Below are 14,757 nucleotides of genomic sequence, written 5' to 3'. Positions count from 1 at the left end.
AAGGACCGGCAAACCAAGCCGGCGGACAGAAGAAGATCGAAACGACCCGCACGAACAGACCTTCGCATCCACCCACCCATTTCAAATATTGCCGTCAGGCCGCTGCGTCTTCCGGGACCACAGACAACAAGCCGCCCCTGCACCGCCCCGATTGCGCAGCTTGACCGTAGAGCTGTGCCTTCCGGGGCGCAACCGTTGGGCGAGGAAATTTTTCAGCTTCGCATTGAACTGAGGCGCCGCGTCAACTCCCCTCCCTCAGTTCAACGCCGCCTGCCCCAGCTCCGTCACGCCCGACAGCAGGCCCGCCATCATCAGGCCGATCAGGCCGCCCAGCAGCACGATCAGGGCCGGGCCCAGCAGGCGCGCCGCCGCCTCGATGTCGCGGACGGCGGCGTCCTCCTCCAGCTTGCCCGAGCGCTGCAGCATCCGCCCCAGGGCGCCGGTTGACTCCCCGACCGAGACCAGGCGCACGACGGTCGCCGGAAAACCGTTCACGGCCTGCAGGGCCTCCGACAGCGCCACGCCCTGACGCGCCTGCCGCAGCACCGGCTGCAACCGGGTCTTGGCCAGCTCCGAGCGCACCCCGCCGATGGCCAGTCTCAGGGCGTCGCTCATCGGCGCGCCGGCCGTCAGCATCACCCCCAGCGAGACCGCGAAGCCGCCGTAGAACAGGGCCCCGGTGGTCCGCCGCCAGGGCCCGGCCAGCAGCAGGCGGTCGAGCGGCCCGGCCAGCAGGCCGGCGCGGCCCAGGACCAGGGCCACGGCCGCCGCCAGTCCGCCGTCCAGCGCCAAGCCGTGGTCGCGCAGCAGGCGGCTGGCGGCCAGCAGGCCCGACAGGATCGGCGTCCCCTCCCCGCCCCCCTCGCTGACCAGCGGTTCGAGCGCGACTATGCAGCGGTCAACCTCTAAAGCCGTTGGTATCAGTATGCGGCGCGGGCAAAACCTGGTGCCGAGGGGTCATGCTGGGAGGGGCGCGGCGCTGCCTGAACTGCACCATGCGCTGGATCCAGGCCCGCCTCCCCCGGCCGCGCCCTCCCGGCCGCCGCCGAGCATCGTAGCCGTAATCGGCCACCAGGGCCTGGATTGGAAAGCCGGCGATGAGGTCGGCGACGGCGGCCTTGTCCAAGGCCCGTCCGGCCGGGGAAACGATGCGGATCGGCAAGCCGTCCTGGTCGACCAGGGCGTTGATCTTGGTGCTCAGTCGTCCACGAGAACGACCGCGATTTCAGCTTCTCGCCCGCAGAGATATTCCGCATCATCGTTGCTGGGGAAGGCGTCGACGGAGGACTGCACGCCGCCACCAACCGGATCTACCAGCTTGGCGACAGCCCGCTTCCTCAATGGATGTGGGTGTCCGATCTCACGACCGGTCGCGCCGCTCGGGGCAAGAGGCACCCCGACCGAGCTGCCTATTTCAGGGTGTCATTTCGACGTAGAGGACGCCCTCCGTATCGCCCGGTCCGGAATCACAAGCGCTGGTGCCGACAACGACGATCGACTTATGCGCGGCCGTAGCGGTCAGAAGTGTTGAGAGAAGCGCCTGGCCACCAGGGATCGTTACGTTAAAGGCGAACCTCGTGGAGAACGCGGCGCCACAGCTTGGCGGCGTCGCCCTTGATCCTTGCACAGTGAAGAAAACATACCCGCTGGCCGTCGGTAAAATGGACGTCACATAGCTAGAGCATTTTTCGATCAGTCTGCATCATATCCTGCGGCGGCGAAGTAGTTGGCGCATTCGTTGGGTGTGAAGGCGTCGATGGCCAGGGCGATGGCCGCCAAAGCTGTTGGACGGTTCGGGCGGCGGCCTTGCGCAGCAGGGCCTTTAGCTTTGAGAAGGCGTTCTCGATCGGATTGAGGTCGGGGCTGTAGGGCGGCAGGAAGAGCAGCCGTGCGCCCGCCGCCTCGATGGCGCGGCGGGCGGCGGCGTTCTTGTGGGCCGGCAGGTTGTCGAGAATGACGATGTCGCCGGGTCGCAGGGTCGGGACCAGCACCTGCTCGACATAGGCCAGGAACCAGGCGCCGGTCATAGGGCCGTCCAGGACCATGGGCGCGGTCATGCCCGACAGGCGCAAGCCGCCGATGAAGGTGGTGGTCTTCCAGTGACCGTGCGGCACGCTGCAGCGAAGGCGCTCGCCACGTGGGGCTCGCCCATGTCGGCGGGCCATCTTGGTGTTGGCGCCGGTCTCGTCGAGGAACACCAGCCTGGCCGGATCCAGGTCGAGCTGGTCCTCGAACCAGGCCCGTCGGCGCTTCAGGATGTCGGGACGGCTCTGCTCGTCCGCATGCGCCGACTTTTTTTGAGCGTGATCCGCCGACGCTCGAAGAACCGCCAGATCGACGCGCCGCTCACCGTCACCCCGCGCTCGGCCAGAGTGGCCTGAAGTTCAGCCAGGGTGATGTCCGGTTTGGCGTCGAGCAGCGCCAAGATCACGTCCGCTTGCTTCTCGATACGCCCGGAACGGCGGTCGCCGCCCAGAGGGCCGGGCCGCGCGTCGCCCTGCTTGCGGGTGAGCTGACGCCAGCGGATCGCGCTGGCCGCGCTGACCCCAAACCGCGCCGCCGCCGCGCGGCACGACAGCCCGCCATCGATCGCGGCGATCACCCGCTCGCGAAGATCCAGAGACAACGCCTTGCTCATCCAGGCTGGCCTCCAATCCAGCACAGAGCTTGAATCAGAAACCCAGCAGCTTGGGAATCCCCAACGATTCAATCAGGTCGGGGAATGCTCTAGGTCCGGTTGTTGAGGCCTCCGCTGCCGCACCCACGATCGAAAACATGAAGGCCCCCGAGACCGCGGCTATTCTCGTTAGACGTCCCATGGATTTATCTGCTGAAGTTCGCGGGGAGATCTGGACGGCATTGAAGACTCCAAAGCGAAAAAAGGAATGTTGACTGGCCGATGGGAGATGCTGACCCTGGTGCGCGAAGCCCCGCGCGTGAGGGGCACCTGCTAGTGGTTTCGCCCTAACGGAAGACTCCGGTGGGGGTTTCCTACGGGAGGCGGCGTCGTGCGGTCGGAGGGTTACCGGTGCGCGAGGTCTTCAGTTGTTGAACAGGAATTGATCGGGAGCCGAATAGGCTGGCATCACCGCGCAGGCCGTCGCCGCCGTGGGCCAGTAGAAGCTCAAAGTCCGATTGGCCGCCTTGGCCGTCAAGAGCATCGAATAGGCGCGATTGCGGGCTTCGGCGGACCAACTGGTGGGGACAGAGCACCAGGTCGGACAGGTCTTGTCGGTCGCGAAATAGATATTGTCGCCCAATAGGACCACTTGGTCGATCTTTTCCGACCAGCAATATTGGCCCGCGTTCGCCGCAGCAGGCAGCATTACGGCCACGACGGCCACGACGGCCAGCAGCAGGGTCTTTCTCAAATTTCAGATCCCCCTTTAGAGTCGCGCAAGCGTCTAATGACAGCGGCGACAAATCAATAAGCCCAGCGCTACTTCTATCTCTGGCGCGGCAACGGCGTTGGTGTCTGTATAAACCCCTTCGCCCGACGACGAACAACTGTTCTTTCGCCCGCTATGAGCGTCGAATATAGACGCCAATGACGGCTGGACGTGATAACGCGCAGCCGTCAATGACCAACAAGACGTCCTGGTTGGTCGAATAGGCGGTGAGTAAGATCGAGTCCAGCAACTGGGCGCCGGGCAGAGTGGAGTCGACGATATAGCCATCGGTCATGGCGCAGCCCGCTGGATTGCTGAAGGCGCCGCTGGTTTGCACCCTTAGGGTGGCACTCGTCCATCCGCCGCCCAGAAAGGTCAGCTTGGCCCAGGGAACCTCGGCAGGGCTCGCCATGGCCGCGCCCGCCGCCAGTGAAATGGCCAAGCCAAGCGTGGCGGAAAGAGCAAACTTCATGGAAGCCTCCAAAGCGCCAGTAACGGTCAAGCTTATCGCTAGCGCCAATCGAAGGGCTTCGCAACCTCCAAGGGAGGAACGGCACATTGGCCGATGTTTCAACCACGAAGGTTCGTGGGCGGGTTCGTGCGGCTCTCATTGGACTTACCGGGCTCGGCGCGGGCTGCGATCGGACCGATTGGGGCGTCGGTCCCGAGCCTGGGCAAGTAGCGCCGCAGAATCTGCCGACCGATTGATCTTGGCCTCCATGTCCGAACCCAAACAGAAGAACGCCCGGTCGGGCGCCGGCCCTGACCGAGGCGCAGAAGGCGCCACGGCCTGGCTCCGTGGAGCGCGACTGGTGGCGGCCGTTCAAAGCATGTTGGCCTTCTTCCTGATATTCGTGGTGCACATGCAGGTCTCGGGCAAACGGCAGTTAACTTTGGTGCTGCTAGCTTAATCGAGGGCCAGCGTCGTCCGGAAACACGGACACGCAGTCCTCGCGCGGTCCAGTTGAAATCCGAAAGGACCCCTTCAAAGACGCCCTCGCAGACCATGTCCACGCCGCGGCCTGGCGACCGCCTCGTCGCCGCCATCGAGACGCAGACGGTGGCGATCGACCGGGCGATGATCAAAGCGTTCAGAGTCCAGCTCGTCGGCCTGACGTTGATCATGGCGGTGGCCAGGACGGCGTTCGTGATCGTCGTGAAGGCCGGCTGACACAGTCCTTCCGCTAGCCGATCGCGGCGCCAATCACCCAAACCCGAGGGGGCTGTCCCCGCGCCGGAAGACCGCCTTGGGCAGTGATCTCGAGCCCTCCGAAACGACCCGCTTCAAGAACGGTCCACACCGCCCTGTCAGGACTGGATGTAAAAGCTATCGACGACACAGCTCGATCCCCCGCCGCTGTAGATGACGCCCAACTTGCGGTTGGCCAGCTTGGCGGCCAGGACGGTGGACCAGAAACGGTTCACGTCATCGGCCGTCCCGGTCATTCGGATCGATCCCATCGTACAATCGGATGCGCCGGTGAAGAAGACGACGACGTAGGCGCCGTTGTAATTCTGCAGCCGCCAACCGGTTGGGAATTCCTCTATGCTACCGGCGAATGCCGGCGTAGCGAAAGCCGCCGCCGCACAGATCGCCACGAAAGCAAGACGTAGTCGGGTTTTCAGGGGGGTCATAATCTGCTCTGGGAGGTTACATCAAGCGGAACCATAAGGCACCGTTAAGCTGTCCGGAGCAAGCTTTACCATGAGACGATTGGCCTTATCACGCCCCCTGCCGGCCCTTAGAAAACATTCGACGCGGCTGGGCGGCGTCGCCCTCTTGGCGGCCAGCCTGTCCTCCGCCTCGGCGGCCCACGCGTCGAATGCCCAGGCGGGATACATAGTTCGAAATACTTCCACGAAGGCGAGCCAGGCGCACCCCAGCGAACTGCCGCGCAGCTCCGATTGTTAGGTCGTTTCGTAGCCAACGAATGGTGAGTGGAGCGCAGACAGGCGAACGAACGGAAACAGACCATCATCGGGGCGAGCACTGGATTGCAGCCCAGTTGACCGCGCCGCAGGACAGCATGTTGGCGCCCGCGGCCCACGCGGCGATCAAAATCCACAAGGCCGTCGATCAAGAACCCGGGACGGTTGTTTGCGACGCACACCGGGTCCTGGCAGACCGCCTGCCGCCCACTACGCAACGGGCCCCTCAAGAATCGAGAACATGATTAGAACTTCCGTGCGCTCTGCGTGCGCTCGGCGCTTGTTGTCATTCTGGCAAAACGGGAGAAAACCCAACAAAATCAAAGCGCGACAGGCAAGCGGAGTAAGCGCCCGCTTTTGGGCCGTTTTTGGCCGTAAGTCATTGAAAAGACAGCTGGTGCGGGCGGTCGGGGTCGAACCGACACTCCTTTCGGAACCGGATTTTGAGTCCGGCGCGTCTACCAGTTTCACCACGCCCGCTCTTCGGTCCGACCGCGAGGATCGGCGAAGGGAGGGTTGTCTAGCAAAGCCGCGGCGGAAGTTCCAGACGCCGCGTGGGCTTTCGTGCGGGGAACGCGGGAGCCATCCCCCAGCGCCGTCTTCCCGGCGAAGGCCGTCCTGGCCCTGAATAAACTCGTCATCCCGGGCCTTGTGCCCGGGACCCATGGTTCAGCTGACCGTGCGCCGCCTTGGCGCGCCAGCGCGCCACACCCCTGCCCATGCGGCGGAGCGATGGGTCCCGGGCACAAGGCCCGGGATGACGGAGAAGAAGGGGAAGGCGCGGCGCCCGCCCGACTTCCGCCCCCTACCCTACCCGCCCCCCGGCGCCGTGTCCGCCCCGTAGAGCTGGATGGCGGCGGTTTCCAGGCGGCCGAGCAGGCGCTTGAGGGTGGCGACCTCGCCCGGGGCCAGGCCGGCCAGCAGGGCCGCCTCGTAGGCCAGGGCCAGGGGGGCGATCTCGGCGAACAGCCGGCGACCGGCGGCCGTGAGCTCCAGGCTATGCGAGCGCCGGTCGATGCGGTTGCTCAGCCGCACGGCCAGGCGGCGCTCGACCAGGTCCTGGGCGGCGCGGCTGACCCGGACCTTGTCCATGGCGGTCTTGGTCACCGCCGCCTGCTGGGTCAGCGCCCCCTCGGCCAGCACCGACATCAGCCGCCATTGGGGGATGCTGAGGCCGAAGCGGTCCTCATAGGCGCGGGCGATCAGCCGGCTGACGGCGCTGGACGAGATCGCCAGCTGGTAGGGCAGATAGTCCGCCAGCGAGACGTGTTCGGGCGCCCCCTCGGGTGGGATGTTCGTCATTGGTGAGACCGTCGCGGCCATGCCCTTGTTCCTTTCCTCCGGACGCCCGCGACTCTAGCGGTCGCTTGCATCGACGTCGGACGATCTGGCGCGGTCGCGGCGGGCGGCTCAATCGCGGTTCGGCGAGCGGACAGAGAACTGGACATTTCGCTCGACGGTTGCGCAATCGGGCGCCTTTGCGCCCAGCGAAGGGGCGCCGTTAAGCCTGTTAGGCCCGGGCCGCCGCAGCCGGCGCGGTCCGACGGAATCGAAAGGGGTTGCGGCAATCGCCCAGGCTCCAGAGGTCGGAAAATTCCACGAGGATCAGGCGGACTTGGCCAGAACCGTCGCCAGGGTCAAGACCCCGGCGCGGAGATCACCCCGCGGGCCCGCGCGCCCTGGTCGTAGCGGCTGGGGCCGCCATAGACGGCGACCTCGCAGAGGATGTCGCCGCCCGGTTCGTCGGCCCACAGATAACTTCGCTCGACCTCGACATTGCGGCCGGCCGGCGAGATCCCCTCGAAGGTGTCGCCCCAGGGAATCACCTTGTTGAGGTCGCGCCAGGTCAGGGTCAGGGCGCGCGACAGCTCGTCCTGGGCCATGGCGTCGAGGTCGGGATCGCTCATCGGGTCTCCGGTGTTGTTCTCGCCGTCGTCTCGACAACGGCGTGCGTGCAGGATAGGCGCAGCCGAGGCACAGGAGAAACGACCATGGCCGCTCCCAAGGGCAAGCGCGACTTCCGCGACGAGGACCGCCTGGATCCGCGCGAGCGCCACCAGCTGGAATACTGGATGAAGCGCTGGGGCGTGACCAAGGACCAGCTGGTCGCCGCCCATCGCAAGGTCGGCAATTCGATCAAGGACATCGGCGCGGAGCTGGGCAAGAAGCGCTGAGGCGCTTGCCCCTACCGCAGAATGATCTCGGACTGAGTCATCATTTTCATCCGTCTCCCCGGCGAAGGCCGGGGTCTAGGTTCAGCCGTCGTGTTGGACGTTTATCCGAAACACACAGCCCTATGATCTGGGCCCCGGCCTTCGCCGGGGAGACGGACCAGGGATGGGCGTTTCAGCCCAAGATCATCATGCCCTACCGCTTGTCGCGCCGGAACTTGGCCGCCTCGGCCGCCAGCGCCGTCGCGGAAGGATCATGCTCGTCCGGCTCGGGCGCGAACGGCAGATGGCCGGCCACGCCGCGCAGGGCCAGCCACAGCGGGTGGCTGAAATGGCCCAGGATCCGCAGCGGCCGGCGCTTGTCGTCGGTGACGTCCCAGCCCTCGCGCTCGAAGGCCTCGGCCTGCTCGCGCATCGACTTGACGTCGATGCCGTCCCAGCCGGGCGGATCGGGGATGGCGGCGGCCTCGTCGGCGGTCAGGCCGAAGGTCGCCCGCGCCAGTTCGTCGATCTCCGGGAACTGGGCCCGGGCCTCCGGATCGGCGAACGACGGCTTCATCAGCGCCCGGGTCTCCAGGTCGGCGAAGCCGGGCAGGTCGATCAAGCGGCGCGGGGCCATGCCTCAGGCCTCCGGCGCGTTGTCGTTGCGCCAGTAGGGGGCGACCACGCCCTGCAGCTTGATGGTCATCGGATTGCCCTTGCGGTCGACGGCCTTGCCGGCGGTGACGCGGATCCAGCCCTCGCTGACGCAGTATTCGTCGACATTGGTCTTCTCGACGCCGTTGAAGACGATGCCGACGCCGCGCTCGAGGATGTCGGCGTCATAGTGGGGGCTGCTGGGATTGGAGGCCAGGCGGTCGGGAGGGGTGTCGCTCATCGGAGGATCTTTCGAACAATGTGGACGGCAAAAGCCATCGAACGGGCGTGATAGCCACCCAGGCCCGCAATTCCAATAGGATTGCATGCGGCGGCGCGAACCGCCGCGACAAGACCGCGGCCCCCTGCTAGCTACGGCCCGTCGTCAAACCCGGAGCCCGCATGCTGCGTCGCCTCTATGACTGGGTCATGAGCCTGGCCGCGTCCCGCCACGCTTCGCTCAGCCTGTTCGCCATCTCGTTCTCCGAAAGCTCGTTCTTCCCCGTCCCCCCCGACATCATGCTGGCCCCGATGGTGCTGGCCAAGCCGGAGAAGGCCTGGCGCTACGCGGCCCTCTGCACCGTGGCCTCGGTGCTGGGCGGGATGCTCGGCTACGGCATCGGGTTCTTCTTCCACGACGGGGCCCAGCGGCTGCTGGCCTTGCTGGGCAAGCCGCACGCCCTGGCCGACGCCGAGTGCTGGTTCCGCCACTACGGCTCGTGGGTGATCATCGCCAAGGGCTTCACCCCGATTCCCTTCAAGCTGGTGACCATCACCTCGGGCCTGCTGAAGTTCAGCTTCCCGATCTTCGTCGGCGCGGCGACCCTGACCCGCGGCGCGCGCTTCTTCCTGGTGGCCGGGGTGGTCAAGAAGTTCGGCCCGGCCATGCTGCCGGTGATCGAGAAGCGCCTGGCCCTGTTCGCCGGCATCGTCATCGCCCTGCTTGTCATCGGCCTCGTGGCCAGCCACTTCTTGGGGGGAAGCAGCGGCGGAGCCTGCGTGGGATGATGATCGACACACCGATTCCAGAGGTCGGGGCCCCGGCGGCCGCGCCGCGCTCGCCGCTGGACGCGGCGTTGGCGAACTGGCCGGCCCTGGCTCTGCTGGCCTGCGCCCTGATGCTGGGCGCAGCCCACGCCTTCGAGACCTTCGGCAAGCTGGCCCCGTGCCTGCTGTGCCTGAAGCAGCGCGAGGTCTACTGGGTCACGGGAACCGTGGCCCTGGTCGCCCTGGCGCTGTCGCGCCTGCCCTGGGCCGCGCGCCTGCGGCGACCGCTGGTGCTGCTGCTGGCCGCCGGCTTCCTCTATGGCGCCGGCCTGGCCGCCTATCACGCCGGGGCGGAGTGGAAGTGGTGGCCGGGCCCGGCCGCCTGCGGCGGCGGCGGGGCGGCGGCGGCCGGCGACCTGGTGGCCATGCTGAAGGGCGCCAAGATCGCCGCCCCGGCCTGCGACAAGGCGGCCTGGGTGTTCCTGGGCCTGTCGATGGCCGGCTGGAACGCCCTGATCTCCTTGGGCCTGGCTGCCGCCTCGCTGCTGGCCGGCCTGCGCAAGGCCGCCTGAGATGAGCCCCTCGCCCCGTCCCGTCCCGCCGCGTCCCGGCCTCGGCGCCCAGAAAGCCCGGCTGGCCGAGATCCTGCGGGTCGACCAGGCCGGCGAGCTGGCGGCGGTGCACATCTATCGCGGCCAGCAGGCGGTGATGCGCCACGCCCCCGGCCGCCAGCGGATCGCCGACCAGCTGCGCGACATGGAGGGCCATGAGCAGGTCCATCTCGACCGCTTCGACCAGCTGCTGGGCGAGCGGGCCGTGCGCCCCACCCTGATGTCGCCGGTCTGGCGCGCTGCCGCCTTCGCCCTGGGGGCCGGCACCGCCCTGCTCGGCGAGAAGGCCGCCCACGCCTGCACCGAGGCGGTGGAGACGGTGATCGAGCAGCACTATGCCGGCCAGGTCGCCGAGCTGGAGGCCCGCGACCCGGCTTTGGCGGCCGAGCTCAGCCAGTTCCGCGACGACGAGCTGGCCCACAAGGCGGTGGCCATCGAGGAAGGCGCCCGCGAGGCGCCGGCCTATCCGCTGCTGTCGGCGGTGATCCGCGCCGGTTGCCGGGCGGCGATCAAGATCAGCGAGAAGATCTGACCGGCCTTCGGCGCCAAGGCCGAAAAATCCGCCCCCGAAACTTCGCGCTTGGCGCCCCGGGCGAGCGCCCTTACCGATGAGCCGGCAAAGTCTCGTCGTTGGAGCGCTCGCTTGCTGATCCCCTTCCGCCGGACCGCGGCCCTCTACGCCGCCTCGGTCCTGGCCCTGGCCGGCGCCGCCCACGCCGCCCAGCCGGTGAACCCCGTCAAGCCGCTGCCGACCACCGCCCTGACCCTGGGCACTGGCGGCCAGATGCCGGCCGAAGAGGCGGCGGTGGCGATCGAGCATGTCGACCTGAGGATCAAGGTCATCCCTGAGCGCAAGGCCATCGAGGGCGACGCGACCCTGACCCTGCGGGCCAAGAGCGCCCTGCCCCGCATCGTCCTGGATCTCGACCGCAACCTGCCGATCAGCAGCCTGAGCATCGACGGCCAGGCCCTGTCGGTCTCGGCCTGGAGCAATCCCGAGGGCCGCCTGACCATGACCCCGCCGGCCCCGATCGCCGCCGGGGCCAGGACGGAGGTCCGCATCCGCTACGCCGGCGTGCCGCACGTGGCCGAGAAGGCCCCCTGGGACGGCGGCTTCGTCTGGAAGACCGCCCCGACCGGCGAGCCGTGGATCGCCACCGCCGTGCAGGGCGACGGCTGCGACCTGTTCTGGCCGTGCATCGACTTCCCCACGGGCGAGCCGCTGCTGGTCGACTTCTACGTCACCGTCCCCGCCCCGCTGTCGGCCCCGGCCGGCGGGGTGCTGGTCGGCGTCGAGGAGAAGGACGGCTGGCGCACCTTCCACTGGCGCCAGAAGCAGCCGGACACCTACGCCATCGCCCTGAACATCGGCCCCTATGTCAAGCTGAGCGACACCTACAGGAGCCGGTTCGGCGACAGCTTCCCGATCGAGTACTGGCATCTGAAGAGCGACGACCCGGCCAAGGCCAAGGCCCTGTTCGCCGAGTTCGCCCCCACCTTGGACTTCTTCGAGGCGATGATCGGCCCCTACCCCTTCCGCTCCGAAAAGCTGGGCGTGGTCGAGACCCCGCACCTGGGCATGGAGCACCAGACCATGAACGCCTATGGCAACGAGTACGCCAAGGACGTCTATGGCTATGACTGGCTGTTCGAGCACGAGCTGTCGCACGAGTGGTTCGGCAACCAGGTGACCAATGTCGACTGGGACGACATGTGGATCCACGAGGGCCTGGGCAGCTACATGCAGCCGCTCTATTCGCAGTGGCTGCACGGCGACATGGAATACATGGCCCGGCTCAACGACCAGCGGACCAAGACCAACAACAGGTTCCCGATCGTCGCCGGCCGGGTGATGAGCGAGGACGACGTCTACAAGGACACCGCCGGCCCGGGCATCGACATCTATTACAAGGGCTCCAACGTCATGCACACGCTGCGGGCGTTGATCGGCGACGAGGCGTTCTTCAAGGCCGTGCGCCTGCTGGTCTATGGCCGCGTCGATCCCAAGCCCGGCAATTTCGCCCCGCGCTACGCGACGACCAAGGACTTCATCGCCGACGTCAACACCGTCACCGGCCGGGACTATCAGTGGTTCTTCGACGCCTATTTCTACCAGGCCAAACTGCCGGAGCTGGTCCAGGTCCGCGAGGGCGAGGACCTGGCGCTGAGCTGGAAGACCCCGTCAGGCAAGCCCTTCCCGATGCCGCTGGAGGTCAGGGTCGGCGACAAGGTGGTCAGCGTGCCGATGGCCGACGGGACCGGCCGGGTCCAGGTCGGCGACGCCGTGCCGGTGATCGTCGACCCCGCCTCCAAGGTCCTGCGCCGCCAGCCCTATCTCGAGGACTACCAGGCCTGGAAGAAGGCCAAGGACGACGCCAAGAAGGCCGAGGACGCCAAGAAGGCCAAGCCCTAGGCGCGCCCCCTCATCTCCCCTTGCGGGATAAGGGGAAGCCTGAACGCCTGCCACCTCTGGTCATCTTCCGTTGACCCTGTTCGTTCACGGCCTTGTAGGCCAAGGCCGCTAGGTTTTGGGCTCCACCGGAGTTCGTAAAGCCGATGCTGACGCCCAACCATGTCGTGACCACCGCCCGCACCGTCCTGATCGCCGGCGCCCTGACCGCCGCGGTGCTGATGCTGGGCCCCTGGCCCGGGCTGGAGGAGGTGTTCGGACTGAGCGACAAGGCCGCCCACGCCATCGCCTTCGGCGGGCTGGTGGCGGTGTCGTTCGTGGCCTTTCCGCGCATGCGCCGCAACGACCTGGCGGTCGCGGCGGTGATGCTGGGCGCCAGCGTCGAGGTCGCCCAGCTGTTCACCGCCGATCGCAGCGCCTCGTTCGCCGATCTGGGGGCCGACGCCCTGGGGGTCGGCGTGGTCTATATCAGCAGCCAGATCGAAGGCCTGCGCAAGCTCGCCCGCGATCAGGGCGCGGCGAGCTTCCGCGACATCAAGGCCGGCGACCGCCGCAGCCGCCGGCCTCGCCCGGCCGCGGCGTCCGATTCCGTCGCCTTTGCGCCCAAGCCGCCGCGGGGCGAGACCGAACGCCAGGCCAGCTTCGCCAGCCGCGCCGCCCAGCATTTCCCGCCGCGCCGGACCGCCTGAGCCGTCAGGTGATGCGCTTGACGCTGACCGGGTCGCTGCCCGGGAAGCTTTCCTCCAGGCCTTCGTCGAGCAGGGCCTCCTGGCGGCTTTCGGCGCCTTCGACCTTCTCGGCCAGCTGATCGTGCTTTTCGCCCTCGGCGAGCGGGGTCTGCGCCTTGCGGGCATGGGGCGCGTCGATGTGCTTGTCCTCGTGCCGCACCTTGCCTTCGGCCGCCATGTCGGCGGTGGTCGCGCTGGTGCCGTGGGTGAAGTGACGGCCCTGTTGTTGTTCTTTTTGGCCGAAGTTCATGGCTCTCTCCCGTTCTTCGCTCCGCGGAGCGTCACGGATAGAACCCGCCAGGCGGCGCCGGGGTTGCCTGCAAACGCCGCCTTTCGCAGCCGCTAGATTCCGAACACCACCGTCCACAGCACCACATTGGCCGCGATCAGGGCCAGCATCGTCCACCGCAGCCGGCGCTTGACGCTGAGTTGTTGGCCATGGGCATGAAGTGTCGGACCGATAAGCATCGAACCCTCCGCCGCGCGAAGCCCCGTGTTCTTGAATGTTCCTGGCGCTGAGTCGATGCAAGCGGCACTGGAAATTTCATTTCCAGCGCCGATTTACTTTCATTCTCTCGGCCAAATGCGACCCAAGGATGCGCGTTCGAGGTCAAGCCTGCAGTTGACGCTCAGTACAAGGGTTCAAGGCCGACGGCGGGCTCGACTTGCAGGCGGCTTGATTTAGCCTTGCCCCGGCTCGCTTGCTGCGCGATCGGCCCCGGCGAGATGCAGCGTCGCGCCCAACGCCGCCGCCGCCGCGCCGAACGCCTTCGCCGCCGCGCTGTCGGGCGCGCGCAGCACCACCGGGGTCCCCGCATCGCCGGCCTCGCGCACCGCGACCTCGATCGGGACCTGGGCCAGCAGCGGCACGTCCAGGACCTTGGCCTCCGCCGCGCCGCCGCCGGTCCCGAAGATCGGGATCGGGGCGCCGGTCGCCGGGTCGGCGAAGAAGGCCATGTTCTCGATCAGGCCGAGGATCGGGGTGACGGTCTTGCCGAACATCGCCGCCGCCCGGCGCGCGTCGATCAGGGCGATCTCCTGCGGGGTGGTGACCAGCACCACGCCGTCGATGCGCAGCTTCTGGACCAGGGTCAGGTGGATGTCGCCGGTGCCCGGCGGCAGGTCGACGACCAGCACGTCCAGCGGCGCGGCCTCCGAGCCCCAGGCGACGTCGTGGATCATCTGGCGGACCGCCGACGAGGCCATTGGCCCGCGCCAGATCATCGCCTTGCCCTCGTCGACCAGGAAGCCGATCGACATCAGCTTGATCCCATGGGCCTCCAGCGGCTGCAGCTTGCCGTCCTCGAAGCTGGGTTCGCCATCGACGCCCATCATCCGCGGGGCCGAGGGGCCGTAGACGTCGGCGTCCAGCAGGCCGACCCGCAGGCCGAGGCCCGCGAAGGCGCAGGCCAGGTTGGTGGCGACGGTGGACTTGCCGACCCCGCCCTTGCCCGAGGCCACGGCGACGACGTGGCGCACATGGGCCGGCTTCTCGGCCTCCGGCGGCGGGGCCAGGCGGGCCTGCTTGTCCTCGCTGAGCTTGGCGCCCTTGCGCACCCGCGTCGTCTCGGCCCCGGCCTGGGCGGTCAGCACCACCTGGGCGACCTCGATCCCGGGCAGGCCGGCCAGGGCCTTCTCGGCCGCCGCGCGCACCGGCGCATAGGTCGCCGCCTGCGAGGCCGGCACCTCGAGCATGAAGCCGGCCCGTCCGGCCCGCACCACCAGTCCCTGCACCAGTCCGGCCGCGACCAGGCCCTCGCCCGAGACCGGATCGACGATCGCGTCCAGGGCCGCGCGGGCGTCGTCGGGGGTGGCGGGAGGCGCTGCGGTCACGGGTTTGTCTTGCCTTGTTCTGCGGGGGCTCTCATATCCGCGTGCGGGGCCCGTTTTACAACC

General features: G+C 67.6%; 18 protein-coding genes, 1 tRNA gene and 1 pseudogene. 7 read left to right on the top strand and 13 right to left on the bottom strand.

Annotated features, from left to right (window positions below; translation table 11 throughout):
- Window positions 1-255: 255 nt before the first annotated feature.
- From ACIPQB_RS25270 to ACIPQB_RS25255, 4 genes and pseudogenes are all read right to left on the bottom strand, one after another.
- On the bottom strand, window positions 256-792 hold the full coding sequence (locus tag ACIPQB_RS25270; protein ID WP_446488007.1) for a type II secretion system F family protein: 537 nt from the start codon (window positions 790-792) through the stop codon (window positions 256-258).
- A gap of 900 nt (window positions 793-1,692) precedes the next feature.
- Window positions 1,693-2,638, bottom strand: a pseudogene (locus ACIPQB_RS25265) (IS630 family transposase).
- Between the two features lie 403 nt (window positions 2,639-3,041).
- On the bottom strand, window positions 3,042-3,371 hold the full coding sequence (locus ACIPQB_RS25260) for a hypothetical protein (RefSeq protein ID WP_446488006.1): 330 nt from the start codon (window positions 3,369-3,371) through the stop codon (window positions 3,042-3,044).
- Between the two features lie 151 nt (window positions 3,372-3,522).
- Window positions 3,523-3,861, bottom strand: coding sequence for a hypothetical protein (locus tag ACIPQB_RS25255; RefSeq protein WP_446488005.1), 339 nt, complete (start codon window positions 3,859-3,861; stop codon window positions 3,523-3,525).
- Window positions 3,862-4,395: 534 nt separating this feature from the next.
- On the opposite strand from ACIPQB_RS25255, the gene ACIPQB_RS25250 reads away from it, so the two are divergent.
- Window positions 4,396-4,560, top strand: coding sequence for a hypothetical protein (locus ACIPQB_RS25250; RefSeq protein WP_446488004.1), 165 nt, complete (start codon window positions 4,396-4,398; stop codon window positions 4,558-4,560).
- Window positions 4,561-4,697: 137 nt separating this feature from the next.
- Here ACIPQB_RS25250 and ACIPQB_RS25245 read toward each other — a convergent pair whose 3' ends face one another.
- The 4 genes from ACIPQB_RS25245 to ACIPQB_RS25230 form a co-directional block, all read right to left on the bottom strand.
- Window positions 4,698-5,024, bottom strand: coding sequence for a hypothetical protein (locus ACIPQB_RS25245; RefSeq protein ID WP_446488003.1), 327 nt, complete (start codon window positions 5,022-5,024; stop codon window positions 4,698-4,700).
- A gap of 689 nt (window positions 5,025-5,713) precedes the next feature.
- A tRNA-Leu gene (locus ACIPQB_RS25240) sits at window positions 5,714-5,798 on the bottom strand.
- Window positions 5,799-6,128: 330 nt separating this feature from the next.
- Complete coding sequence (locus tag ACIPQB_RS25235; RefSeq protein ID WP_446488002.1) at window positions 6,129-6,641, bottom strand: MarR family winged helix-turn-helix transcriptional regulator; 513 nt, start codon at window positions 6,639-6,641, stop codon at window positions 6,129-6,131.
- A gap of 314 nt (window positions 6,642-6,955) precedes the next feature.
- On the bottom strand, window positions 6,956-7,201 hold the full coding sequence (locus ACIPQB_RS25230) for a hypothetical protein (RefSeq protein WP_446488010.1): 246 nt from the start codon (window positions 7,199-7,201) through the stop codon (window positions 6,956-6,958).
- 108 nt (window positions 7,202-7,309) lie between these two features.
- Between ACIPQB_RS25230 and ACIPQB_RS25225 the strand changes: the two genes are divergently transcribed.
- The gene (locus ACIPQB_RS25225; RefSeq protein WP_446488001.1) at window positions 7,310-7,492 is read left to right on the top strand and encodes a DUF3606 domain-containing protein; all 183 of its coding nucleotides are present in this window, start codon (window positions 7,310-7,312) and stop codon (window positions 7,490-7,492) included.
- 193 nt (window positions 7,493-7,685) lie between these two features.
- On the opposite strand, the gene ACIPQB_RS25220 is transcribed toward ACIPQB_RS25225, so the two are convergent.
- Both ACIPQB_RS25220 and ACIPQB_RS25215 read right to left on the bottom strand, forming a co-directional pair.
- The gene (locus tag ACIPQB_RS25220) at window positions 7,686-8,108 is read right to left on the bottom strand and encodes a hypothetical protein (protein WP_446488000.1); all 423 of its coding nucleotides are present in this window, start codon (window positions 8,106-8,108) and stop codon (window positions 7,686-7,688) included.
- 3 nt (window positions 8,109-8,111) lie between these two features.
- Entirely contained in the window at window positions 8,112-8,366 is a 255-nt protein-coding gene (locus ACIPQB_RS25215) for a DUF3297 family protein (RefSeq protein WP_446487999.1), read from the bottom strand.
- A gap of 161 nt (window positions 8,367-8,527) precedes the next feature.
- Here ACIPQB_RS25215 and ACIPQB_RS25210 point away from each other — a divergent pair, with 161 nt between their 5' ends.
- The 5 genes from ACIPQB_RS25210 (at window position 8,528) to ACIPQB_RS25190 (ending at window position 12,822) form a co-directional block, all read left to right on the top strand.
- Complete coding sequence (locus tag ACIPQB_RS25210; RefSeq protein WP_446487998.1) at window positions 8,528-9,133, top strand: YqaA family protein; 606 nt, start codon at window positions 8,528-8,530, stop codon at window positions 9,131-9,133.
- A complete protein-coding gene (locus tag ACIPQB_RS25205) occupies window positions 9,130-9,684 on the top strand; it encodes a disulfide bond formation protein B (RefSeq protein WP_446487997.1) in 555 nt (184 codons plus the stop codon). Before ACIPQB_RS25210 ends, ACIPQB_RS25205 begins: the two co-directional genes overlap by 4 nt.
- A gap of 1 nt (window position 9,685) precedes the next feature.
- Window positions 9,686-10,255 carry a demethoxyubiquinone hydroxylase family protein gene (locus ACIPQB_RS25200; RefSeq protein ID WP_446487996.1) on the top strand — a complete coding sequence of 190 codons (570 nt, stop codon included), beginning with the start codon at window positions 9,686-9,688 and terminating at the stop codon, window positions 10,253-10,255.
- 117 nt (window positions 10,256-10,372) lie between these two features.
- Window positions 10,373-12,136: a M1 family metallopeptidase gene (locus ACIPQB_RS25195; protein ID WP_446488009.1), complete on the top strand. Its 1,764-nt coding sequence runs from the start codon at window positions 10,373-10,375 to the stop codon at window positions 12,134-12,136.
- A gap of 143 nt (window positions 12,137-12,279) precedes the next feature.
- Complete coding sequence (locus ACIPQB_RS25190) at window positions 12,280-12,822, top strand: VanZ family protein (protein ID WP_446487995.1); 543 nt, start codon at window positions 12,280-12,282, stop codon at window positions 12,820-12,822.
- Between the two features lie 4 nt (window positions 12,823-12,826).
- Here the strand turns inward: ACIPQB_RS25190 and ACIPQB_RS25185 are convergent, their stop codons facing one another.
- From ACIPQB_RS25185 to ACIPQB_RS25175, 3 genes are all read right to left on the bottom strand, one after another.
- A complete protein-coding gene (locus ACIPQB_RS25185) occupies window positions 12,827-13,111 on the bottom strand; it encodes a hypothetical protein (RefSeq protein WP_446487994.1) in 285 nt (94 codons plus the stop codon).
- A gap of 92 nt (window positions 13,112-13,203) precedes the next feature.
- Window positions 13,204-13,329, bottom strand: a complete 126-nt coding sequence (locus ACIPQB_RS25180; RefSeq protein WP_446487993.1) for a hypothetical protein — start codon at window positions 13,327-13,329, stop codon at window positions 13,204-13,206.
- Between the two features lie 213 nt (window positions 13,330-13,542).
- Window positions 13,543-14,694 (bottom strand): Mrp/NBP35 family ATP-binding protein, encoded by a 1,152-nt coding sequence (locus ACIPQB_RS25175; RefSeq protein ID WP_446487992.1) that lies wholly within the window; start codon window positions 14,692-14,694, stop codon window positions 13,543-13,545.
- Window positions 14,695-14,757 lie beyond the last annotated feature (63 nt).

It is taken from the genome of Caulobacter sp. LARHSG274 (genome assembly GCF_052871235.1).
The sequence above is the reverse complement of the archived record's forward strand: the minus strand, read 5'-3'. Positions and strand labels throughout refer to the sequence as shown.